Raw genomic sequence first — 22,719 nt, 5'->3', positions numbered from 1 at the left:
CTTGTAGCAGCTTAAACTTTTTAAAGAGTCGTTTTTTATTATGAAAGACTATGATGTCGAGAAATCGCTAATATCAATACATCTCCCAAAGTGTGGTGGGTCATCATTGACATCTGTTTTAAAGGATTGGTTCGGGGATTTTTATAGGGAGCATTATTACAGACCTGGGGTGATGCCGGAAAAGCTAAAACTATCTCCGGGTCTTTGTATTCATGGTCATTTTGTTCCTGAAAGAAAGGTTAGTGTTAAGGATTATTATCCGGAAGCAAGCCAGTTTATCACTTTTGTTCGTGATCCTTTAAAATCTGTTGAGAGTCTGTATTATTTTAATTTGAAAAGATCAAAAATAAGAAAGGAGAAAGGTTTAGATAATAATTATGATAGATTTATGACTAAGTTTCCTGATGTCGATCATTTTGTTTCCAATGCCAAGTTTTGGATGCTCGATCAGTTGCCATTTGAGGTGAACAAGGAAAATTATAAAAAGGTGATATCCGAGTTTGTCTATATAGGTGTTGTAGAGGAATATGAGCGGTCACTTGCAGGGCTTTCTGATGCGCTTGGAAAAAAGATGCCTGAGCTCGTCCCCCACAAAAATAAAGGTGAAATTCGGAAGCCAACATCTCATTTGGTCGCGCAAGAGTTCAGGGAGCGCCACCAGCTCGAATATATGTTCTATAGCGAAGTTCTTGCGTTGTTAAAAAACGCTGATAAGAGATAAGACTCTATGATTGTTTTCGTTCATATTCCAAAAACTGCGGGTACAAGTTTCTCCAAGGCACTAGACAAAAAGTTTGGGGCAGAGCATGTTGCCTACGATTTTGGTTCTGCCTTTTCCCGCACATCCCGGATGGTTACTGATCATCTATATGGTAAGCATACTCCAGAGCTTTGGAGCATGCGGCGAGAGATGGAGGCTCAGGGAGTAAAGGTTTTAAGTGGGCACTTTCCTGCAAAGAAATACAGTACGCTCTTTCCGTTGACCCAGTTTGCGACGTTTCTTAGAGATCCTGTTCAGCGTTTTTATTCCGAGTTCTGCCATCGAAAAAGAAGAGATTTTGATCGTTTCGAGGGGGATTTTGATGAGTACTGTAAAGATCCTCGTTTCCGGAATGTTCAGTCGTCATATTTGGCCGGGGTCCCTTGGGCTGCGTTGGGGTTTATTGGCATTACTGAGCAATATGCAGAGAGTATTGAATTTTTTTCTAGGCTTTTTGGGGCTCAGATAGAAAGGCTGTCATTAAATAAGAATTCTGAGAAAGGCCGGCAGCTATATGACCTGACTCCCGAAGAGCTGGAGCTTGCAAGGGCCGTGAACCAAAAAGATATAAATCTATATGAGGCTGTAAAACGATATTTTAATGAACTTCGGCGTGTTCATGGAGAAAACGAACATATAGTGAAGGGGCAGTTTCACCGGCCTTCGGATAATAGAATCTCGGGTTATGCATTTTATGATGATCCGCGTTTCGAGCTTGCTGACGTTGAGTTAGATATTTTGGTCGACGGTGAGACGGTAGCTCAGTGTAAGTCTAATGAGTACAGGCAACGACTCCATTGTTTTGGCTTGCCAAAACGCGGGTTTGTTGGGTTTAGCGCGGAGTTGTCGATTCCTTCGGGGGCGTCGGTCGAAGTGGTGTGCTCAGATACGGGCCAGCGGTTGGCGGGATCTGTTTATTCTTGAGCAAGAAACGATAGTCTGAGCTTGTAAAATCCTGTCAAATGTTGGCGGGTGGTGTTTTTTGCCCTACCGATTGTCCGCGGATGTGCTAATTTCATGCAAACATGTGTTTGCACTGCCGTGCTTTTTAAAGAGCTGACGCTATATTGTACGCCGCAGTGAATCAACCAGATTGGATCATAATAAAGGATGTCAGTGATGACCTATATTGAGCAAGAAGGTTCCCTCTCCCTGAAATTGGTTGACGGGGTATACGTAATTGAGACTGAGGGCGGGGATCTTTCGCTTAAGCGGGCCAACGGGGCGGACTTTGTGGACAACAGTTCGTTCACATTTACCCATGCCGAGCAGACGGCAGACGGCGGTTACGTGGCCGTTCTGAAGTTCACCGCGGACGACAGCATCAGTCTGCGTTGGTTCAACGCCGAAGGCCGGTTAGTTGAGGGTACCGATGCGGCGGCGCTGGAGACCTACCTGGAGCGCGAAGCCGAAATTGGCATCGATTTGAATGGCGACGGTGTTCTGAGTGAGCCGGCGCCGCAAGAAACCGTGATTGAAGCCGAAGGGTCTGCCACGCTGAAGCTGTCTGGCGATGGCGTTTACAGGGTGCAGACCGAGGCCGGTGAGTTGTCCCTGAAGCGGGCCAATGGGGCGGATTTTGTGGACAACAGTTCGTTCACGTTTACCCACGCCGAGCAGACGGCAGACGGCGGTTACGTGGCCGTTTTGAAGTTCACGGCGGACGACAGCATCAGTCTGCGCTGGTTCAACGCCGAAGGCCGGTTAGTTGAGGGTACCGATGCGGCGGCGCTGGAGACCTACCTGGAGCGCGAAGCCGAAATTGGCATCGATTTGAATGGCGACGGTGTTCTGAGTGAGCCGGCGCCGCAAGAAACCGTGATTGAAGCCGAAGGGTCTGCCACGCTGAAGCTGTCTGGCGATGGCGTTTACAGGGTGCAGACCGAGGCCGGTGAGTTGTCCCTGAAGCGGGCCAATGGGGCGGATTTTGTGGACAACAGTTCGTTCACGTTTACCCACGCCGAGCAGACGGCAGACGGCGGTTACGTGGCCGTTTTGAAGTTCACGGCGGACGACAGCATCAGTCTGCGCTGGTTCAACGCCGAAGGCCGGTTAGTTGAGGGTACCGATGCGGCGGCGCTGGAGACCTACCTGGAGCGCGAAGCCGAAATTGGCATCGATTTGAATGGCGACGGTGTTCTGAGTGAGCCGGCGCCGCAAGAAACCGTGATTGAAGCCGAAGGGTCTGCCACGCTGAAGCTGTCTGGCGATGGTGTTTACAGGGTGCAGACCGAGGCCGGTGAGTTGTCCCTGAAGCGGGCCAATGGGGCGGATTTTGTGGACAACAGTTCGTTCACGTTTACCCACGCCGAGCAGACGGCAGACGGCGGTTACGTGGCCGTTCTGAAGTTCACCGCGGACGACAGCATCAGTCTGCGTTGGTTCAACGCCGAAGGCCGGTTAGTTGAGGGTACCGATGCGGCGGCGCTGGAGACCTACCTGGAGCGCGAAGCCGAAATTGGCATTGATTTGAATGGCGACGGTGTTCTGAGTGAGCCGGCGCCGCAAGAAACCGTGATTGAAGCCGAAGGGTCTGCCACGCTGAAGCTGTCTGGCGATGGTGTTTACAGGGTGCAGACCGAGGCCGGTGAGTTGTCCCTGAAGCGGGCCAATGGGGCGGACTTTGTGGACAACAGTTCGTTCACGTTTACCCACGCCGAGCAGACGGCAGACGGCGGTTACGTGGCCGTTTTGAAGTTCACGGCGGACGACAGCATCAGTCTGCGCTGGTTCAACGCCGAAGGCCGGTTAGTTGAGGGTACCGATGCGGCGGCGCTGGAGACCTACCTGGAGCGCGAAGCCGAAATTGGCATCGATTTGAATGGCGACGGTGTTCTGAGTGAGCCGGCTCCGCAAGAAACCGTGATTGAAGCCGAAGGGTCTGCCACGCTGAAGCTGTCTGGTGATGGTGTTTACATGGTGCAGACCGATGCCGGTGAGTTGTCCCTGAAGCGGGCCAATGGGGCAGATTTTGTGGACAACAGTTCGTTCACGTTTACCCACGCTGAGCAGACGGCAGACGGCGGTTACGTGGCCGTTCTGAAGTTCACGGCGGACGACAGCATCAGCCTGCGTTGGTTCAACGCCGAGGGCCGTCTGGTAGAAGGCACTGCAGCCGCGCCGTTGGAGACCTACCTGGAGCGCGAAGCTGAAATTGGCATTGATCTGAATGGAGACGGTGTCCTGAGTGAGCCGGCACCGCAAGAAACCGTGATTGAAGCCGAAGGGTCTGCCACGCTGAAGCTGTCTGGTGATGGTGTTTACATGGTGCAGACCGATGCCGGTGAGTTGTCCCTGAAGCGGGCCAATGGGGCGGATTTTGTGGACAACAGTTCGTTCACCTTCACCCACGCTGAGCAGACGGCAGACGGCGGTTACGTGGCCGTTCTGAAGTTCACTGCGGACGACAGCATCAGTCTGCGCTGGTTTGATGCATCGGGTGTTTTGACGGCCGCTACCTCTGCGGCGCCCCTCGATACCTACATCGAACGCGAAGCCGAAATCGGAATCGACCTCAACGGCGACGGCGTACTCAGCGCCCCAGACGTCATCAACACCATCGAATCCGAAGGCTCGGCTACCCTGATAACCGTGAACGGTGAGTACCAGGTGGAAATGCCGGCCGGTTCCGTCGCCCTGACGGATGGCGCAGGCCAGCCCCTCGCTGAAAACTCGGATTACACCCTGGTTCATGCAGAGCCCAAAGATGGCGGCTTTGTGGCTGTGAAGCAGTTGGCCAATGGCAACATCGCTCTGATGTACTTCACCGCGGCCGGTGTGCTCAGCAGTCAGACGGCAGAGGGCTCGGTAGCCAGTTTTGTTGAACAAGAAGCGGCGATTGGCATTGATCTTAATGGCGACGGCATTCTCTCGGAGCCGGAGCCCGCTGATGGCGTTGTGAAACAGATTGATACCGCATCACTGCAGTGGAACAGCGCGGGCTACAGCATCACCATCGAGGGTGTCACGGTTCCTGTTACTGATGGCGCTGGTACCCAGGTTGAGCCCAGCGCTTCTTTCGAAATGATCAATCTGGTGCGCCAGCAATGGGGCCCGGATGATATTGAATACCTGGCCATTGGCCGTGACCTGGATTCCGGTGATTACCAGGTGTTTATTTACGATCAGTTTGCCACCCAGATTGAAATTGTAGGCCCCATGCCAGAGAGCGTTCTGCAGGGCTATGAAATCATGGATGGTGTCGATTTCACTGGCGACGGTGTGATTGGCCGGGGCGAGGCCGCGCAAAGTGGAGTTACTTCAGAGCTGTCTGGTCACTGGGGCAATGAAGGCGCTATCTACGGTTCGAACAATGCAGACGATATTGTCATTCCAGACATTCTGCCACCTGGTACAAATAGTGAAGACTCCTGGGTAGACGTGTTCGGCGGTGCTGGCGACGATATTATTGTCGGTGGTAATGGTGAGAACTACTTCATTGGGGGGGAAGGTAACGACACACTGATGGGGCAGGAAGATTCCGATAACGATCAGGAAGCCATTTACGACTCTCGTGGAAATGGCGCTACGCAGGCTCCAGACATTCGCTTCGAGCCGAATGGCGATGTGGTCATCTTTGATGACACCGGGGATCTCTATCGGTTGAACCTCACCAATAATGACTTTAACTGGGTGGAGGATCTCTCCGTTGCCGATGGTCGCGATGAGGGCCGTGATACTCTCGTCAATGTAGACGTGGTGTTTGTCCTGAACGATCACGGTGAGTTCGGCATTACCTATGATCACGAAGCCGGTGAGTACTATTACAAGTCGCCCTACCAAACCTTTGTTGAGGTTGAAGAGGATTACTGGGGCCGGGAAGGCGAAATTGAGGGTACCGTTGGCGATGACACCATTGATGTAGAGACCGTTCCAGAGTTTGCCGATTTCGGCTTTGAGGACTGGATTGATATCAGCGGTGGTAATGGCAACGATACGCTATATGGCCATGCCGGAGACAGCGGTTTTGAGGGTGGCCGGGGAGACGACTTTATTGATGGCCGTGATGGCTTCGATAAGGCCGAATACAGCCTGTTCGACTTTAACGACTACAGCGCGTTCCTGGGCTACCGGGATAACAGCGATGGCACCCTGACGGTCACCAAGAACGGCACAGATGTTCTGACGGTTGAATTGAATGCCGATGGCACCGGTACCGTAACGGATCTGCGCCCGGGTTCAGAGAGCTTGGGCACTGATACGCTCGTGGGAATCGAGGAAATCGAAATTGAGGGAACGGTGGATTATCTGTTAATCCAGCGTGACAGCAACGGCTATCGAGTGTCAGGTACCAATACACCGGAATATAACCCCGAGTGGGGCCAGATTCGCGGTACCGTTGGTGATGATGTGCTCGAGGCCTCTGAAGAAAATGGTTTCATGCCGGGTGATTACGTCGATATGTGGGGCGGTGGCGGTAACGACACACTCATTGGCGGCTCCGGCACGACTTTCTTTGAGGGCAGCGCCGGCAACGACATCATGGACGGTAGTCTTGGTGAGTGGAGCTACGCCTCATATCATGCTCCGGATTTGTCCGCTTATGATCAGTTCTGGGATAGCCCGGAGGGCATCTACTCATTCGATTACCGTTTTGAGGAAGATGGCTCAATAACGGTCTTCGTAAATGACCAAGATCTTTATAACCTGAGCTTGACGGGTATCAATGGTCAACCGGGCTATATCGAAGATCTTTGGGATGAGGACGGTGACTTTGGTCGGGACACCTTGATCAATGTCGATACGGTGAACCTGGGTAACCCCAGCGGTATGGACTCTCTCAGTATCAGCTACAACGAGGAGTGGGGTTACGACGTATGGGGTTTCATCAGAAATTATGTCTATGCGGAGCGAGATGACGAGTTCAACGGCGAGGTTATTGGCACGCAAAACGACGATGTAATCAACGTCGCGGATTTTGCCGATGAGATCACCGTTAGTGCAGACAGCTCAATCGATATTATTGCGGGTGACGGTAACGACACTATAACCGGGCACGGCGGCACTAACTGGATTGAAGGTGGGGCCGGTGACGATATTATCGACGGGGTGGGTGGCTACAATACGGCCAATTACTACACAGATGGCTGGGATTACTGGGATCAAACCGGCCTGAGTTATTCCTTCACTACCTTTGCCACTCGGGATAATGGTGACGGAACGCTCACGGTTTTCGTTGACGATGTTGATCTGTACCACGTGTCGCTGGATGCCAATGGCAATGGGTTCGTTAATGATCTTCTTGCTGCAGATGGAGACGAGGGCAATGACACTCTCGCAAACATCAACGAAATCAATATCTCCACACCAGTGGGCTCCCTATACATTAGCTCTGATGGTGCCGGTGGTTATCAGGTTAACGGTGAGATCAAAGACGAGCCGTATGCTGAGAGCTGGAACACGGGTGACGGCAGTGGCGTCATCTATGGCAGTACCCAGGATGATGTAATTGCCGCGTCGGATTTTGCGGAGCTGGATGCTTCGAATGACATGAGCACCATTGATTTTGCTGCCAGTGAAGGCAATGACACGATGGTGGGCCATGCCGGGTCTAATACGTTCCATACGAATTATGCCGATGGCGACGACACCATGGACGGTGGCGACGGTCACGATACCGTTACCTACATAAATTACGATGAATCAGCCTATTCTCAGTTCACTGGCGATGGCCGATGGCAAGCCGGTGTGCGTGAGAATGCTGCTGGTGATTACACGATTTATGTCGAAAACACGGATATGTTCAGTGTCACTTTCGATGAGAATTACACCGCAACCGTTACCGATCTTTGGTTTGGAGACGGCGATTCCGGCATCGATACGCTGATCAACATAGAAAGCATTTCCTTTGATGGTCCGGTAGGCTTTGCTCATTTCGAGGTCGATCCCCTGTCCGGCGTTTCGGTAATGCAAGATGATTATCAGCCGGATGTGATTGATAACGGTGATGGTACGGCAAGCATTATCGGTACAGACCGCAATGATACGATTCTTCTGCAGGATTATGCCGAGCTGGATTTGAGCCCTGCGAGCAGCATCTATGTTGAAGGTGGTTGGGGAGATGACATCATTGTTGGCCACGATGGATCTAATATTCTTGTTGGTGGATCCGACAATGATTTGATGGATGGTGCCGGCGGTGACGATCTTGCATTGTTCAAATTTGAACAATGGGATGGCGGCCAGGCTGCTCCCCAGCTTTCGGTTGCGGTTGACGGTACGGTTGTTACCATTAGCAGCCTGAATTTTGGCGACATCTACCGGATTGACCTTGCCTCTGAGATCGGGCTGGATTCTGTAGGTGGTACTCCTGCGGATGCCTCTACGGCGCTTACAGTCGGTAATGGCATAAGGTCGGCATTTGAAACGGCTGATGATGTGGATACTTTTGCTGTCAGCGTGGAAGCTGGCCAGACCTACATCATTCGTGGGCTTGAGGATTACTCTCAGGGAGAAGGCGCGCAGCCACGGGTATCGGGTATTACCAATGAGTTTGGTGATTTCTCGGGTGAGTGGTATACCGAATGGGATGAGGTGGGCCAACACGTCGTCTTTACTCCGTATCAATCCGGAACTGCCTACATTGCAGTAGAGAGTGACTATGGCAATGCAGGTAATTACTCTCTTGAAGTCTTGCCGTCTGGTACTGATGCTGCAGGTGAGTTGGTGGATGTGCCATCAGACTACCGAGCTGGTGTCGCCGTTGAAGACTTGGCCATGTTTGAGAAGGACTTCGTTGCTAACACCGAGCACTTCGAGTTCACGGTTGATAACTATTCTGGCGAAACGTCGGTGGTGGATATCGACCAGACTGACACTGGCTACGACATCCTGATAAATGGTGTTAAGTCCGATGAAGTCGCACTTGTGTAACACCCCTTAACAACCTTCGGGTTGCATTAACAGCGACCCCGGTTATCATGCCGGGGTCGCTTTTTTCTGTTCCTCCTTTGGGCTTTTATGCAAGACAATAACCAGGTAAACCTGTTCCGCGAAGTGTTTGCGTTGTGCAAGCGCTCGTTCTGGTTTGTGGTGGTGTTCAGTTTTTGCATTAACTTGCTGATGATTGTGCCTGCCATTTACATGTTGCAGGTGTACGACAGGGTTATTACCAGTGGTAGTTACAACACCTTGTTGGTGCTGACACTGATAATGGTCTTTCTTCTTGTGTCTATGGGTGGTCTTGAGTGGGTGCGCTCCCGGGTGTTGATTCACCTGGGCGAGCGCATAGACGGGCTGCTGGCTTCCCGGCTGTTCAACGCCGGTTTTGTGAACAAACTGCGGGGGGCGCCCAATAGCGGTGCCCAGGGCCTGCAGGATTTGTTCGGCCTGAAGAACTTTGTAACGGGCAATGGCCTGTTTGCCTTTCTGGATTTCCCCTGGTTGCCGGTGTACCTGGCGATTATGTTCATGTTCCACCCGCTTTACGGTTGGGTGGGCGTAGCTGCGGCTCTGATTTTGCTGGCGCTGGCGTTCACCAATGAATATTTCACCAATCCCATGCTGCAGGAAGCCAGCAAAAAATCCGTGGCAGTAAACCAGCTGTTAACGCGCAATTTTCAGAATGCTGAGGCGGTGCACGCTATGGGTATGCAAGCCAATGTGCGCGGCAAATGGCAACCCATGCATGACGAGGTTCAAGCCCTTCAGGCTCAGGCCAGTAAGCGGTCTGCTGGCTTTACCAGTACATCCCGCAATATCCGTATGTTGGTGCAGTCTTTGATTCTGGGTCTCGGTGGATATTTGGTTTTAGAGCAGGAGATTTCCCCGGGTGTGATGATTGCTGGCTCTATTCTGTTGGGCCGGGCACTGGCACCTATCGATCAGTTGATTGGCGCCTGGCGTGGGTTCAGTGCGGCACGTTCACAGTATCAGCGAATAACCGCATTGCTTAATGAGGTACCGGAAACACCCCCTCGCATGCAGTTGCCGGAGCCGGTTGGCAAGCTGTCTTTTGAGCACGTGTTTGTGGTGCCACCAGGGGCTGAGGAACCGGTTTTGAAAGGTTTGTCCTTTAGCGTAAATCCCGGTGAGGTGGTAGCGGTGATTGGGCCCAGCGCTTCTGGTAAGTCCAGTCTTGCCAGGGCGGCTTTAGGTACATGGCCGGCTGCCAAAGGCGTGGTTCGGTTGGATGGTGCGGATATTAATCATTGGGATCGCGAGCAGTTAGGGCCGTTTGTGGGCTACGTACCTCAGGATGTAGAGCTGTTTGATGGCTCAGTAAAAGACAATATTGCCAGGTTTGGGGACGTGGACGCTGAAGCGGTGGTTGAGGCGGCGAGGCTGGCTGGTGTTCATGAGCTTATTCTGCGTTTACCTCAAGGCTATGACACGGTGATTGGTCAGAGTGGCGGAGTGCTCTCTGGGGGGCAGCGCCAGCGAATTGCCCTGGCCCGGGCGATTTATCGTTTTCCGAAACTGGTGGTTCTGGATGAACCCAACTCGAACCTGGACGATGCCGGTGAGAAAGACCTGGCTCGCGCGGTAGCTGATCTTAAACGGCGGGGTACGGCGGTGCTGGTGATTACTCACCGGATGTCGCTGGTGAATGGTGTAGACAAGATTATGGTTTTGGTTGAGGGCCAGGTTCGTGATTTTGATGAACGAGCCAAGGTTCTGTCGGCCATGAATCAAGCGGCACGGCCGGCGCCGGTTCCGGTGCGTAAGGTGTCCCGGCCGCCGTCCTCGGGAGCGCCATCGTGATGGCAGGCCCGTCTTTGAGTAATGCTTTGCCCGGTGCTGTGGGCAATGTGGGGGATTCTGGCGATCGCAAGGTGTTATTGGCGGGTTCGCTGATTGTGGCGCTGGTGTTTCTGGTTTTTGGTGTGTGGTCTGCCTTTGCGCCGTTGGACAGCGCGGCCCTGGCCCAGGGTATTGTGAAAGTTGAGGGCAACCGCAAGCAGGTTCAGCACTACGAAGGCGGTATTGTTGAAAACATTCTGGTGCAGGAAGGCCAGGCGGTTACCCAAGGTGATTTGCTGATGCGCCTGGATGATACCCAGGCCCGGGCCGAGCGGCAGATTCTGACTGGCCAGCTGTTGGCGGCGAAGGCGGAGGAAGCCCGCTTTTTGGCAGAGTTAACCGGTGCGGATCTGCCGGATTTCCCTGAGGTGCTGGCCACGGATGAGCGAGGTGTAGAGGCCCGTGAGGCGTCGCTGGAGCATTTTCTGGCCCGGCGAGAGGCCCGCTTGGGCGAGGTTGAGGTGTTGGAGCAACAGATTGAGCAGCTGAAGCTGCAAGCCGGCGGGCTGCAGGAAATGATTGATGCCAAGAACCGCATGGTTACGTCCTACAACGAAGAAATTGCCCAGTACGACGCACTGTTCTCGAAGGGCTTGTCCAACAACTTGCGTATTCGGGAATTGCAACGCCAGCGGGATGAGTATCAGGGCGAGATTGCTGAGCATAAATCGGAGATTGCCAGTACGAATGTGCGGGTAACCGAGGCCGGGCTGAAGATTATTCAGATTGAGCGCAATGCAAGAACCGAGGCGGCCAATGAGTTGTCCCGTATTAAATCCGAGATCTATGACTTTGAAGAGCGTTTGTATGTGGTGGAGGACCGGATTCGCAAGGCGGATATCCGGGCGCCTGTGGACGGTATGGTGATGGGACTGGCGGTGCATACCATTGGCGGAGTGATTCGCCCAGGAGATGTGCTCATGGAGGTGGTGCCCCAGGGGGCGGAGCTTGTGGTTGAAGCTCGGATTGCACCATCAGACATCGATTCGGTTGCAGTAGGCATGTTGGCCGATCTTCGCTTTCCGGGTTTCAATACGGCGAATATTCCGATTGTGCAGGGTAAGCTTGTGGAGCTCTCGGCCGACAGTTTTGTCAATGAAGAGGATGGCACGTCGTATTATATCGGCAAGCTGGTTGCAGACGCCGATTCTCTGGAGCAACAACTGGGCGATTTTCAGCTGGTGCCCGGTATGCCGGTTGAGGTTGTGATTAAAACTGGCTCCCGCACGTTGTTCCAATATTTGTTGAAGCCAGCCATCAATATGTTTGATACATCGCTTCTTGAGCACTGATTAAGGCCCAGATGACTCGTTTCCTTCCTTTTTTTGTGCGGCGTTGGTTGCATCGGCTGCTGGAGTTGACGCCACTGGTTCGTAAGCCGGCTGAGTGTCTTGAGGTCAGGCAGCAGCTAGAGCCTTCAGCTAATGACGACTACGATTGGTGCTCTACAGGGGCGGATCCGCAGTTCGGCTGGCGCTACGATTTACCGGCTCCGGGCTGGTATATGCTTGAGGTGGTGCTTCGTCACGATCAACCTCTGGCAGGCTTAAGGGTTTACTTCAATACTGGCGACGGCTTTAGCGATGCAGGTAGTTTTTATCTTCCTTTAAAAGCGGGGCGGCTTACCAAGCGTTTATGCAGGGTGCCGAACAGGGTTAAGTCTATTCGCATAGACCCTATGGAAAGTGCCGGGCAATTTACTTTCGAACATCTTCGCTTTGCTCGTGTTACCACCAGAATGGCCCTGGATCGCCTGGCCAGGCGTTTGGTGAATATGCATTACCATTGGCAAGAAACCCGGTTTGAAGATGTCTTGCCAGGCATTCGTAAAGAGGCATCGGCGGCTGGCACGGATTGGCTGGCATTGGCCGCCAAGTATTACGAGGAAACGTTTGCCCGCATGTCGATGGCCTGGAGCTATCCGGAATGGCTGGCTAGAAATCCGGCTTTGACTGCCACTGATATTGGGCAACGGCCGGCCCCGGTAGGGTATCGTTTTGAGGTGCTGTTGGCGGTTGACTCCCCGGATCGCTCAATGGTTAGTCGGTCAGTCGCAGCGGTTGAACATCAGGTGTGGGGGGACTGGTGCTTGAAGATGGTGGTTTCTGCTGCGCTGTCGGAATCGGAATGTGCATGGTTTGAGGGGATTGTGGCGGCGGACGATCGTCTTTCCCTGGAGCTATGTTCCAGGCCACTTACCGAGCAGGTTGAGCAGGAGGTTTGGCGCAGCGAAGCAGATTGGCTGGTAGTGATGGAGCCGGGAGACGCCTTATCACCTGATGCCTTTTGGTGGGTCGCAACTCAGGCGGGAAAACAGCCAGAACTGCCGTTGCTCTATTGTGATGAGGATTGTCTGGATGAGAATGGCGGCCGCTTTGGGCCGAGTTTTCGGCCAGACTGGAACCCGGATTTGTTGTTATCCCGAAACTATACAGGCAAGGCGTTGTGGCTGAAGCCAGAGGCGATTCGTAGAGGCGTTCACCGTTTCGGCGCCGGCTTGCACGGGTGGCGTTATGGTGTGATGTTGCAGCTTGGTATTGGTGCAGGGCTGTCGGTGCATCATGTTCCCCGTGTGCTGTTTCATGGTCGCCGGGCTGACACCCACGAGCTTGAAGCCGCGGAAGCTGACAGCACGCTGGCCCATGAACAGTGGTCCCGGGCCGAGGCTGGCAGGCAGGGTGTTGAGGTCATCAAAGTACTGGGTGGGGTTCGGCAGAAGTATCCTGTTCCGTCGAAGCCGCCTTTGGTGAGTCTGTTGATCCCGACGCGTAACGGAGTCGAGATTCTTGAACCTTGTGTCGATGCCATTCTTCAGCGCTCTACTTATCCGAACTTCGAGGTGCTGATTCTTGATAATCAGTCCGATTGTGCACGCACTCTGGAGTACATGGGCAATGTGACTGAGCGGGATTCTCGGGTGAGGGTGTTGCGCTGGGATTTTCCCTTCAATTATTCAGCAATCAACAATTTTGGTGTGACAGAAGCTCGGGGGGAAGTTATCGGGCTGATTAACAACGATATTGAGCCTATCAATGGTGATTGGCTGGATGAAATGGTAGGCCATGTTCTGCGCCCGGAGGTAGGCTGCGTTGGGGCCAAGCTGTATTACCCTAACGAAACCATCCAGCACGGCGGCGTGATTCTTGGTATTGGCGGGGTGGCAGGGCACTCTCATAAGTACCTGCAACGTGACGCGGAAGGGTATGAGTATCGCCTGAAACTGGTGCAGAATCTTTCTGCGGTAACGGGCGCCTGTTTGTTGGTTCGGAAATCGGTGTTTGAAGAGGTGGGCGGCCTCGAGGAAGCAAATCTTGCTGTGGCCTTCAACGATGTGGATTTCTGTTTAAAAGTCCGAGAAGCCGGTTACCGAAACGTGTGGACACCGTTTGCAGAAGCCTACCACCACGAATCCGTCAGTCGAGGCGCCGATGACACTCCGGAGAAGCGCGACCGTGCCAATCGTGAGGCCGCCTATATGAAACAACGCTGGGGTCAGGTCTTGATGCACGATCCGGCCTATAACCCGAACCTCACACTGATCCACGAAGATTTCTCGCTCCGCTGATTTTGGGGTATGACCCCAATGTTGTTTTTTTGTAAGTTGTTTTGGTAATACTGTTTTAATCACTTGTGCCGCTTTGGGCGATACACTACCTTCCTACCTATCGCATCCATTTGTTTCGGGATTGTTGGCTTCAGGATGAAGAAACCGCTTGTTGTTCTTGTCATCATTTTTATCGCCGCTCTTGCTTCTGTTCTTTGGCTTTTCCCCGGCCAGGAATCTTCGTCGAATATTGAAAACGTAAAAGAGCCTCCAGCTAGGGAGTCTCTATCGTCACTATGTGTAGGTGTTTTGGCGGTGGAGAGGAATGCCTGGGATGCTGCCTACCGGGAGTTTTCTGAGCTGGCCGTGGTTGGAGAGCCTGTCGCCCAGTATTACCTTGGAACGATGTTCGCCCGTGGTTATGGGGTGGTTAAGGACAGTTCTACAGGCATGCGTTGGCTGATGAAAGCAGCTGAGCAGAACTATCCGCGGGCAATGTTTGAGCTGGGCCTACTCGCCTACCAAGGGCAGGTGAGTGGCAAAAATTATTCCGAAGCTTTCCATTGGTTTGAGCGTGCAGCGAAGTTGAACCACCCGGAGGCACAGCTGTTTTTGGGCTCTATGCATTTGAATGGCCGGGGTACAGAGGTAGATCTAGCTGTTGGCCACGCCTGGCTTTCCGTTGCTCTTGAAAATGGGTTTGTTCCTGCGGCAGATGTTCTCGCAAATCGCGCCGAGCCGCCAAACACCGCGGTACAACTCAAAGTACAACTTCAGAATTCGATAGCCGATACCGTCCGGCAATCCGACATACCCAGGGGGCCGCAATGCGCTCAGTAAAAACATTCTATTCCTCGTTAATTCTATGGTTGGGTCTGCTGGTTTTTGCCTCTTCCGCCCAGGCAGGTAGCCTGAATGGCACGGTTTATGGGGGTGGTACGCCCCTGGCCGGTGCAGAGGTATCGCTTTATCTGGTGATGGCGGGCGATGGCAGCACTACGGAGCAGCCTGAATCGGGCGATGGTGCAACTGAACCGGAGGCCACAGGCCCTGCGGCCACGGCGGTTACGGACAGCAACGGCCAGTATGCCCTGGAGGCTCTGGAGCCGGGTTTATACGATCTGGTGGTTGCGCCTTCTGTGGAGTCTGGATTTGGTAACACGCTGATTTCTAATGTGGATGTGGGTGATGGCGTTTCTCAGCGGAATGTGGTGTTGGTTGAGAATGCGTCGATTCTGAGTGGGACGGTGTTTGATGGTAATGGGGAGCCGGTCAGTGGCATTCAGCTGACAGTTAATGAACAAGCCAGTGGCACGGCGGTGGGCACGGTGGTATCGGATGAAACTGGTTACTATGAATTGCCGCTGGCGCCCGGTGTTTATGAGATTGATGCCGGGTCAGGGTACGGGGCGGCGGCGGACGCTCAGCGCCCGGATTACTTTGTGCTGTGGCCGGCGGCGGTGAATGTAAGCGTCGACGGAGCCACAGTTAATGACATTCAGCTTCCGTTTATAAAGCTCACGGGCCAGACCACGGACCAGAATGGAGTGCCGGTGGCTGGCGTGACCATTCGGGCCGATGAGTCTTGGTCTGACCAGGCTGCTCTGGGGCAATATCAGTTCCGGAAAGTTGTAACGAGTGTGCAATCCGATGCGAACGGGTACTACTCCTTGGTGGTTCTTGCGGGCCTGGAAAGCTTGTCGTTTATTCCACCAGAGGGATCAGAGCTGGCGCAGAAGGTCGAGAGTGGCTTGTCGCTGACGCACAGCCAGGAGCGCGATTTCTCTCTACCGAGCAAGCAGGTTTTGAGTGGGCGTGTGTTGGATGGTAACGGTAATTCGATTGGCGGTATCGAGCTGACGGTTAATGAACAAGCCAGTGGCACGGCGGTGGGCACGGTGGTATCGGATGAAACTGGTTACTATGAATTGCCGCTGGCGCCCGGTGTTTATGAGATTGATGCCGGGTCAGGGTACGGGGCGGCGGCGGACGCTCAGCGCCCGGATTACTTTGTGCTGTGGCCGGCGGCGGTGAATGTAAGCGTCGACGGAGCCACAGTTAATGACATTCAGCTTCCGTTTATAAAGCTCACGGGCCAGACCACGGACCAGAATGGAGTGCCGGTGGCTGGCGTGACCATTCGGGCCGATGAGTCTTGGTCTGACCAGGCTGCTCTGGGGCAATATCAGTTCCGGAAAGTTGTAACGAGTGTGCAATCCGATGCGAACGGGTACTACTCCTTGGTGGTTCTTGCGGGCCTGGAAAGCTTGTCGTTTATTCCACCAGAGGGATCAGAGCTGGCGCAGAAGGTCGAGAGTGGCTTGTCGCTGACGCACAGCCAGGAGCGCGATTTCTCTCTACCGAGCAAGCAGGTTTTGAGTGGGCGTGTGTTGGATGGTAACGGTAATTCGATTGGCGGTATCGAGCTGACGGTTAATGAACAAGCCAGTGGCACGGCGGTGGGCACGGTGGTATCGGATGAAACTGGTTACTATGAATTGCCGCTGGCGCCCGGTGTTTATGAGATTGATGCCGGGTCAGGGTACGGGGCGGCGGCGGACGCTCAGCGCCCGGATTACTTTGTGCTGTGGCCGGCGGCGGTGAATGTAAGCGTCGACGGAGCCACAGTTAATGACATTCAGCTTCCGTTTATAAAGCTCACGGGCCAGACCACGGACCAGAATGGAGTGCCGGTGGCTGGCGTGACCATTCGGGCCGATGAGTCTTGGTCTGACCAGGCTGCTCTGGGGCAATATCAGTTCCGGAAAGTTGTAACGAGTGTGCAATCCGATGCGAACGGGTACTACTCCTTGGTGGTTCTAGCCGGCCTCGACGCCCAAACCATCACCCCCCCAACCGGCAGCGGCTTCGCTCAAACGGTCATCTCGGAGATGAACCTGCAAACCAACCTGGAGCAGTCCATCATTCTGCCTTACAACGATGTAATCGCTCCGGTGATCACCTCGGCGCCGCGGGCTACGGATATTACAGATACGGGCGCGGTGATTCAGTGGCAAACCGATGAACCTGCTTCGTCGGTTGTCACCGTGAATGGTGTTGCCCATCGGGTACCTGGCTTCCGCATGTCCCATTCAGTGGCGGTTTCTGGGTTGTCTGCTAGCCAGCTATACAGCGCAACGGTTGCTTCTTCCGACAAAGACGGTAATGGCCCGGTTTCCGGCTCCACGTCGTTCACCACCCAGGCCACGCCAGACATTCAGGTGCCAGTGATTCTAGAGGGGCCGGTGGTCAGTTTTGTTGCCCACGACAGGGCGGTGGTGGAGTGGCGCACCAACGAGCCGGCCACGACGGCACTGGGTTACAGCGTCGCTGATGGTGTGCAACAGGCTGTTAATATCGACGGCTTGCGTAATCAGCACCGGGTTGAGGTGACTGGCCTTCAGCCAGAAACGGTGTACGCGGCGCAGGTGTCCTCTGTGGATGCGGCGGGAAATGGCCCGGTTTCGGGGCAGGTTGGCTTCCAAACGCTGCAGGCGCCAGATACTTCAGCACCGGTTTACGTGAGCGGGCCGGTGATTACCAATATCAGCGCCGATTCGGTAACGGTGGAATGGCAAACCGATGAGCCTTCCGTTAGCGCAATTTCTCTGAACGATGGCACGGAATATCGGGTGGTTCGGGATGAAACTCTAGATACTGAGCATGCAGTGACGGTAACGGGCCTGGTAGCGGCCACGCAGTATACCTATACGGTTTCAGCCACGGATGCCGTTGGTAATGGCCCGGCTTTGAGTGGAGAGGATTCGTTCCGTACTCAGGAGCTAGCCGATACTCAGCCACCTTTGGTGACAGAAGCACTGAAAATTGTGGGCATTACTCACCAGTCGGCTGTAGTTCACTGGCGTACTGATGAACCCGCCGATAGCACGGTGGAGTTCGGTATTACCAGTGGTCAGCTGGGCGAACTGGCCAGTGAATCCAAACTCAAGAATAAGCATGTGGTGCAGCTGACTAATCTAGATAGAGACACGCTGTACTATCTGCGTGCGGTGTCGGTAGACCAGCATGGCAACCGGGTGGTTACGGATGAAGTGAACTTCACAACGCGAAGTTTGCCGGATTCTGCCAAGCCGCATTTCAAGAAGCAGCCGGAAGTGGTGGGTGCCACAGACGAGACAATCACGTTGGCCTGGGAAACCGATGAGCCAGCTGATGCGGCTGTGGTTGTTACGTCGGGCAATGGTGATGTGAAGTCCAAGGCGAATGGCAAGAAATCCAACCGCCATACGGTCACTGTCACAGGTTTGGCTGCAGGAGAGAGTTATTCCTACGTGGTAGAAGCCAAGGACAGCTCTGGCAATGTGTCTCGCCATGAGAGCGCAGCGATAGTGGCAGAGGATTTCTGGCAATCGGGTGCGGTTCAGCTGGCCAGGGCGTTGGGCGTTGAAACGGCCAGTGCCGCAACGGCTGTCGCTAAAACAACGGAGGCGCCAGACACCGTTGCGCCGGCATTCCAGCTGGCACCGGAGTTTGTCTGGGCTGACAGCAGCCGGGTAGTTGTGGAATGGATCAGCGATGAGCCGGCCAGTGCCGAGTTGCGTTATGGCGTCGCAGGGGCTCTGGACAGGGTGGCTTCAGAGGTGGATGCCGAGCTTGAACATCAGTTGGTTCTGGCAGGGCTACAACCGGGGCTGAGTTATGAGTACGTGCTGATTCTGACGGATGTTGCTGGCAATGAAACCCGCCACACCGGCAGTTTCTCAGCCGCTGCAAATGCAGATACGCTGGCGCCGGTGATTTCGTCTGTGGTTGATTATCAGCCTGCCACCGGTGTTCTGGACCTGGAATTCGCAACCGATGAGCTGGCTACCGCAACGGTTCGTTACGGCGCAAAGGGCGGCGATCTGAAGTACTCTGTCAGTGTGGTGGGTTATAACCGCCTGCACAGCGTGCGGATTGCTGGCCTGGATGCGGCTATGGATTATGCCTGGGAAGTTGAGGCAACAGACCCGGCTGGTAATAAGGCAACCTATGCACCGGAAGGTTCTGATACTGGCGAAGAAGCGGATGCTGATGGTGATGGAATGCCAGACGCCTTTGAGCTGGCCCATGGCCTGGACCCTGCGGACAGTTCCGATGCCTTGCTGGATGCAGATGGCGACGGGGTCTCGAATCTGGATGAGTATCTGGCTGGCACTGACCCATTGAGTGCGCCAGCTGATGATGAGGAGCCCGTGACGGAAATCAACCAGGTTCCGGTGGCGAGCTTGTCTGTGATGCAGAATGGTCTGCAGGTTGCGCTTCCGACCTTGAAGGATGGGGTTGTCAGTGTGCTCGTTGAGGTTAGGGATCCGGATTTCGGGCAATCGCATCAGCTTGACTGGAGTCTGACGGATAACCGGTTGGTTCCGGTGGGGGGATCGAATGCAGGGGCGTTTGTGTTTGATCCGGCGGGATTGGTTGCCGGTGTTTACTTTGTTCGGGTAACGGTTACGGACGATGGTGCTTCGGCTCGTTCGGCTTCCTACGAGCTTCCTCTGAGGCTGATTGAGGGTGACTCCGCAGGCGAAGATGCCAATGGCAATGGTATGCCGGATGCGTTGGACCTGTCTCCCGAGGGCGGCAGGGTTTATGTGCCGGGCCTGGGCGAATTGCAAGCCAGTGAGGGTTTGCGGTTACGGCCCGCGGCTGTCGCGGTAGCGGCTAACCGGTTGACTCCCGTTGTTCGCTGGCATGAGCTGGTGCGTTTTGGCGGGGAAGATGCTCAGCCTGGCCGCTATGTGCTGGATGGTTACTGGCGCTATGAGGATGTGATTGATGTGTCGGTACATGATCTGGTACACGCCGGTGACTCTGCGCAGATCATGATTCCGCTGCGTGAGCCGGTCAGCACGAGCGGGAGGCTGCGCATTTATCATTCCGACAGGGGCTGGCAAAGTTTCCGGCAGACCATGAATAACCGTATTTTTTCTGCGGTGTCTACGGGCGTAGAGTGCGCGCAACTGCCCCAGTCTGAGTGGCAGTCGGGTTTGACTAAAGGTGCAAATTGCCTGCGGCTATTGATTCAAGACGGTGGGCCAAACGATGTGGATGGCCAGGCGAATGGCGAGGTGCGCATCACTGGTGGCGTGGGTACCGATTTCGAGACTTTCGCAATCAGAAACGACCGGCAGGCACCTTGGTTCACGCGGCCCCCTGTGGCAGCATTCCCACAGCGCGGATTGCCGTCGGTGCAGTTGCAGTGGGCAACCAACGAACCGGTTAGTGTGGATCTCTCGGTGAGCACAAAAGGCTACGAAGCTGAGCGTCAGCTTTCCCTGCCGGCAGCGGCCAGCCATGAAATTCCGCTGACCGGCCTGGTGCCGGGTCGCAGATATGAATACCGGCTGGAACTGACCGACAAAGCGGGTAATCAGGCGAGCTATAACGGGGGCTTTACCGTTCCGTCTGTGCCTTATCGTGATCGCTACCGTCAATCCGGCCGCTCAACATTAAGATTTTGAATCGTAGGGTCAGACCCCACCAACAGTTAAGGAGTACGAAATACCAATGAACTACCAGGCCCTGAGCATTCCTGATGTCGTTCTGTTAACCCCCAATGTATTCGGCGATGACCGCGGCTTCTTCCTGGAAACCTTCCGCCAGAGCGAATTTGAAGAACACTGCGGCAAGTACACCTTCGTGCAGGACAACCACAGCAAATCTGCCAAAGGCATCCTGCGTGGCCTCCACTACCAGCTGAACCAGCCCCAGGGCAAGCTGGTGCGGGTTACCCGCGGTGAGGTGTTTGATGTGGCCGTGGATATGCGCAAAAGCTCGCCTACATTTGGCCAGTGGGTGGGCGCCATGCTCAGCGAAGACAACAAGCAGATGCTTTGGGTGCCGCCGGGCTTTGCCCATGCCTTTTACGTGACGAGTGATGAAGCGGAGTTTCAGTACAAGTGCACGGATTACTACGCGCCAGGGGATGAGTACTCCATCCGCTGGGATGATCCGGATCTGGCTATTGACTGGCCGCTGAAGGGTGAAGCGCCTCGGGTGTCTGAGAAGGATGGTAATGGGTTGTTGTTTCGGGATGCGCCGGGTTTTGAGTGATTGTGCTATTCTGCATCAATCGTATGAACTTTGATGCACGGTGAGGTTATGGCGACCATACGCAAGACGATTACGCTGACTGACCAACAAGGTGACTGGGTAAAGTCCCGAATTGCGAGTGGTGGGTTCACCAACGACAGTGAGTATTTCCGCGATTTGATCCGGCAGGATCAGGCTCGTAATGCGGGAATTGAGCAACTCCTGGCAGCACTTGAGGAGGGTGAGCGAAGTGGCATCAGCAATCGCTCACCGCAGGAAATTCGCCAGGCGGCCAGGGAGAGGCTGAAAGCAGATGGCAAACTACCGGCTGAGTAAGAAAGCTGATGAAGATTTTGAATCTATCTATGTCTTTGGTTTGCTGAATTTTGGCCTGATGCAAGCGGACGCTTATGCCAATGGCTTGGAAAAGCGCTTCGAGCAAATAGCACTGCAGCCAGATCTGTATCCTGCTATTGATCACATTAAGCCAGGTTACAGATTCAGTGTTTATCAGAGCCACTCAATTTATTATCGGGTCGATAATCCAGGAGTTCTCATTTCCCGCATTTTGCGTAATCAGGATGTTGGAGCGGCGCTATGAGTTCAGGCGTCGCTAGCATCAGGAGTTTCGTCGTTCAGCAAACCGAAAACCCCTCCACAGACTTCTTTATCCGTCCGTTTTTACGCGGGAGTGGCGAGGATGTGCGGTTTCATACCTTTGCCGACATACCGGAGCCGGCAGAGCTTGCCGGTGGCACGGTAATTTTTGTGCGATATGTGCCACCTGCCTGGAAAGCGTTGCTGAAACGCCATCCAGCGCAGCGGGTGGTGTTTTTTATGGACGACGACCTGTTTGACTGGCGCGCCTTTCGGGGCATGCCCTGGCATTACCAGCGCAAGTTGTTTCGCCTGGCCTGGCGGCATCAGCGCTGGTTAAGGGAGATTGGCGCGGAGCTTTGGGTGTCGTCGCCCTGGCTGGCGCAGAAGTATGCCAGCTGGAATCCTTCCGTTCTTGAACCCGAAAATCCCCATGGTTTGGTGGCTGAGTTTACCGACCCTCCGATGAAAACCGTTTTCTATCACGGCTCTGCCTCGCACAGGGGGGAATTGGAGTGGTTGATGCCGGTGGTGGAACAGGTGTTGGCGGCCCGTAGCGATGTATGCTTTGAGGTGATTGGCGACCGCAAAGTGCGGGACCGTTTTGCGCACTTGCATGGGGTGCAAGTGGTTCACCCTATGAGCTGGCCGGCCTATAAAACCTTTATCCAGCGCCCTGGCCGAACCATTGGCCTGGCCCCGCTGCTGGACACTCCCTTCAACGCCGCCCGCGCGCCCACCAAGTTCTTCGATATTACCGCTGCTGGCGCAGTGGGTATCTATGCCGATTCGCCGGTATACAAGCGCTTGGTGGAGCATGGCAAAAATGGCTTGTTGCTGCCGATGAATTCACAAAAGGCCTGGGCGGATGCGGTGCTTGAGCTACTCGCGCAGCCTGAGAAAAGACAAGCGCTGCTCAACCATTCTATGAGCCACGAAACAGTAGACCAGCGTGCCGGATAACCACTCCTACCTCACAATCTCCCGAACCCTGTACGCCCTCAAAAACCTGGACGTGTTTACGGAAGGTCCTGTTGTGCGG

Annotated in this window: 12 protein-coding genes; all 12 read left to right on the top strand. The window is 54.3% G+C overall.

Features of this window, described 5'->3' with window-relative positions:
- Positions 1-40 precede the first annotated feature (40 nt).
- The 12 genes from ACF8YQ_RS11735 (at position 41) to ACF8YQ_RS11680 (ending at position 22,640) form a co-directional block, all read left to right on the top strand.
- On the top strand, positions 41-721 hold the full coding sequence (locus tag ACF8YQ_RS11735) for a hypothetical protein (RefSeq protein WP_396621487.1): 681 nt from the start codon (positions 41-43) through the stop codon (positions 719-721).
- A gap of 6 nt (positions 722-727) precedes the next feature.
- Positions 728-1,684, top strand: a complete 957-nt coding sequence (locus tag ACF8YQ_RS11730) for a hypothetical protein (RefSeq protein WP_396621486.1) — start codon at positions 728-730, stop codon at positions 1,682-1,684.
- Between the two features lie 195 nt (positions 1,685-1,879).
- Positions 1,880-8,632 carry a hypothetical protein gene (locus ACF8YQ_RS11725; RefSeq protein WP_396621485.1) on the top strand — a complete coding sequence of 2,251 codons (6,753 nt, stop codon included), beginning with the start codon at positions 1,880-1,882 and terminating at the stop codon, positions 8,630-8,632.
- An 87-nt stretch (positions 8,633-8,719) separates the two neighbouring features.
- Positions 8,720-10,462 carry a type I secretion system permease/ATPase gene (locus ACF8YQ_RS11720; protein WP_396621484.1) on the top strand — a complete coding sequence of 581 codons (1,743 nt, stop codon included), beginning with the start codon at positions 8,720-8,722 and terminating at the stop codon, positions 10,460-10,462.
- Positions 10,462-11,793, top strand: coding sequence for an HlyD family type I secretion periplasmic adaptor subunit (locus ACF8YQ_RS11715; protein WP_396621483.1), 1,332 nt, complete (start codon positions 10,462-10,464; stop codon positions 11,791-11,793). The genes ACF8YQ_RS11720 and ACF8YQ_RS11715 overlap by 1 nt, the downstream gene beginning before the upstream one ends.
- Positions 11,794-12,275: 482 nt before the next feature.
- Positions 12,276-14,066, top strand: coding sequence for a glycosyltransferase family 2 protein (locus ACF8YQ_RS11710; protein ID WP_396621482.1), 1,791 nt, complete (start codon positions 12,276-12,278; stop codon positions 14,064-14,066).
- 135 nt (positions 14,067-14,201) lie between these two features.
- Positions 14,202-14,885 carry a tetratricopeptide repeat protein gene (locus ACF8YQ_RS11705; RefSeq protein ID WP_396621481.1) on the top strand — a complete coding sequence of 228 codons (684 nt, stop codon included), beginning with the start codon at positions 14,202-14,204 and terminating at the stop codon, positions 14,883-14,885.
- Positions 14,873-20,509, top strand: coding sequence for a carboxypeptidase regulatory-like domain-containing protein (locus ACF8YQ_RS11700; RefSeq protein ID WP_396621480.1), 5,637 nt, complete (start codon positions 14,873-14,875; stop codon positions 20,507-20,509). The genes ACF8YQ_RS11705 and ACF8YQ_RS11700 overlap by 13 nt, the downstream gene beginning before the upstream one ends.
- 46 nt (positions 20,510-20,555) lie before the next feature.
- Positions 20,556-21,101 (top strand): dTDP-4-dehydrorhamnose 3,5-epimerase, encoded by a 546-nt coding sequence (gene rfbC, locus ACF8YQ_RS11695; RefSeq protein WP_396621479.1) that lies wholly within the window; start codon positions 20,556-20,558, stop codon positions 21,099-21,101.
- A gap of 48 nt (positions 21,102-21,149) precedes the next feature.
- Complete coding sequence (locus ACF8YQ_RS11690) at positions 21,150-21,416, top strand: type II toxin-antitoxin system ParD family antitoxin (protein WP_396621478.1); 267 nt, start codon at positions 21,150-21,152, stop codon at positions 21,414-21,416.
- Positions 21,394-21,681: a type II toxin-antitoxin system RelE/ParE family toxin gene (locus ACF8YQ_RS11685; RefSeq protein ID WP_396621477.1), complete on the top strand. Its 288-nt coding sequence runs from the start codon at positions 21,394-21,396 to the stop codon at positions 21,679-21,681. Before ACF8YQ_RS11690 ends, ACF8YQ_RS11685 begins: the two co-directional genes overlap by 23 nt.
- The gene (locus tag ACF8YQ_RS11680; protein WP_396621476.1) at positions 21,678-22,640 is read left to right on the top strand and encodes a glycosyltransferase; all 963 of its coding nucleotides are present in this window, start codon (positions 21,678-21,680) and stop codon (positions 22,638-22,640) included. The genes ACF8YQ_RS11685 and ACF8YQ_RS11680 overlap by 4 nt, the downstream gene beginning before the upstream one ends.
- Positions 22,641-22,719: the final 79 nt, after the last annotated feature.

This window comes from Marinobacter sp. W-8 (genome assembly GCF_044342215.1).
Classification (GTDB): domain Bacteria; phylum Pseudomonadota; class Gammaproteobacteria; order Pseudomonadales; family Oleiphilaceae; genus Marinobacter; species Marinobacter nauticus.
Note: the sequence above shows the minus strand (reverse complement) of the source record. Positions and strands in the feature narration are given on the sequence as shown.

Excerpts from the sequence above, each read along its gene's own strand:
- ACF8YQ_RS11685 (WP_396621477.1), top strand. The coding sequence starts at position 21,394 with ATGGCAAACTACCGGCTGAGTAAGAAAGCTGATGAAGATTTTGAATCT.
- ACF8YQ_RS11680 (WP_396621476.1), top strand. The coding sequence starts at position 21,678 with ATGAGTTCAGGCGTCGCTAGCATCAGGAGTTTCGTCGTTCAGCAAACC.
- ACF8YQ_RS11735 (WP_396621487.1), top strand. The coding sequence starts at position 41 with ATGAAAGACTATGATGTCGAGAAATCGCTAATATCAATACATCTCCCA.
- ACF8YQ_RS11700 (WP_396621480.1), top strand. The coding sequence starts at position 14,873 with ATGCGCTCAGTAAAAACATTCTATTCCTCGTTAATTCTATGGTTGGGT.
- ACF8YQ_RS11705 (WP_396621481.1), top strand. The coding sequence starts at position 14,202 with ATGAAGAAACCGCTTGTTGTTCTTGTCATCATTTTTATCGCCGCTCTT.
- ACF8YQ_RS11690 (WP_396621478.1), top strand. The coding sequence starts at position 21,150 with ATGGCGACCATACGCAAGACGATTACGCTGACTGACCAACAAGGTGAC.
- ACF8YQ_RS11715 (WP_396621483.1), top strand. The coding sequence starts at position 10,462 with ATGGCAGGCCCGTCTTTGAGTAATGCTTTGCCCGGTGCTGTGGGCAAT.
- ACF8YQ_RS11710 (WP_396621482.1), top strand. The coding sequence starts at position 12,276 with ATGCATTACCATTGGCAAGAAACCCGGTTTGAAGATGTCTTGCCAGGC.
- ACF8YQ_RS11730 (WP_396621486.1), top strand. The coding sequence starts at position 728 with ATGATTGTTTTCGTTCATATTCCAAAAACTGCGGGTACAAGTTTCTCC.
- ACF8YQ_RS11720 (WP_396621484.1), top strand. The coding sequence starts at position 8,720 with ATGCAAGACAATAACCAGGTAAACCTGTTCCGCGAAGTGTTTGCGTTG.
- rfbC (WP_396621479.1), top strand. The coding sequence starts at position 20,556 with ATGAACTACCAGGCCCTGAGCATTCCTGATGTCGTTCTGTTAACCCCC.
- ACF8YQ_RS11725 (WP_396621485.1), top strand. The coding sequence starts at position 1,880 with ATGACCTATATTGAGCAAGAAGGTTCCCTCTCCCTGAAATTGGTTGAC.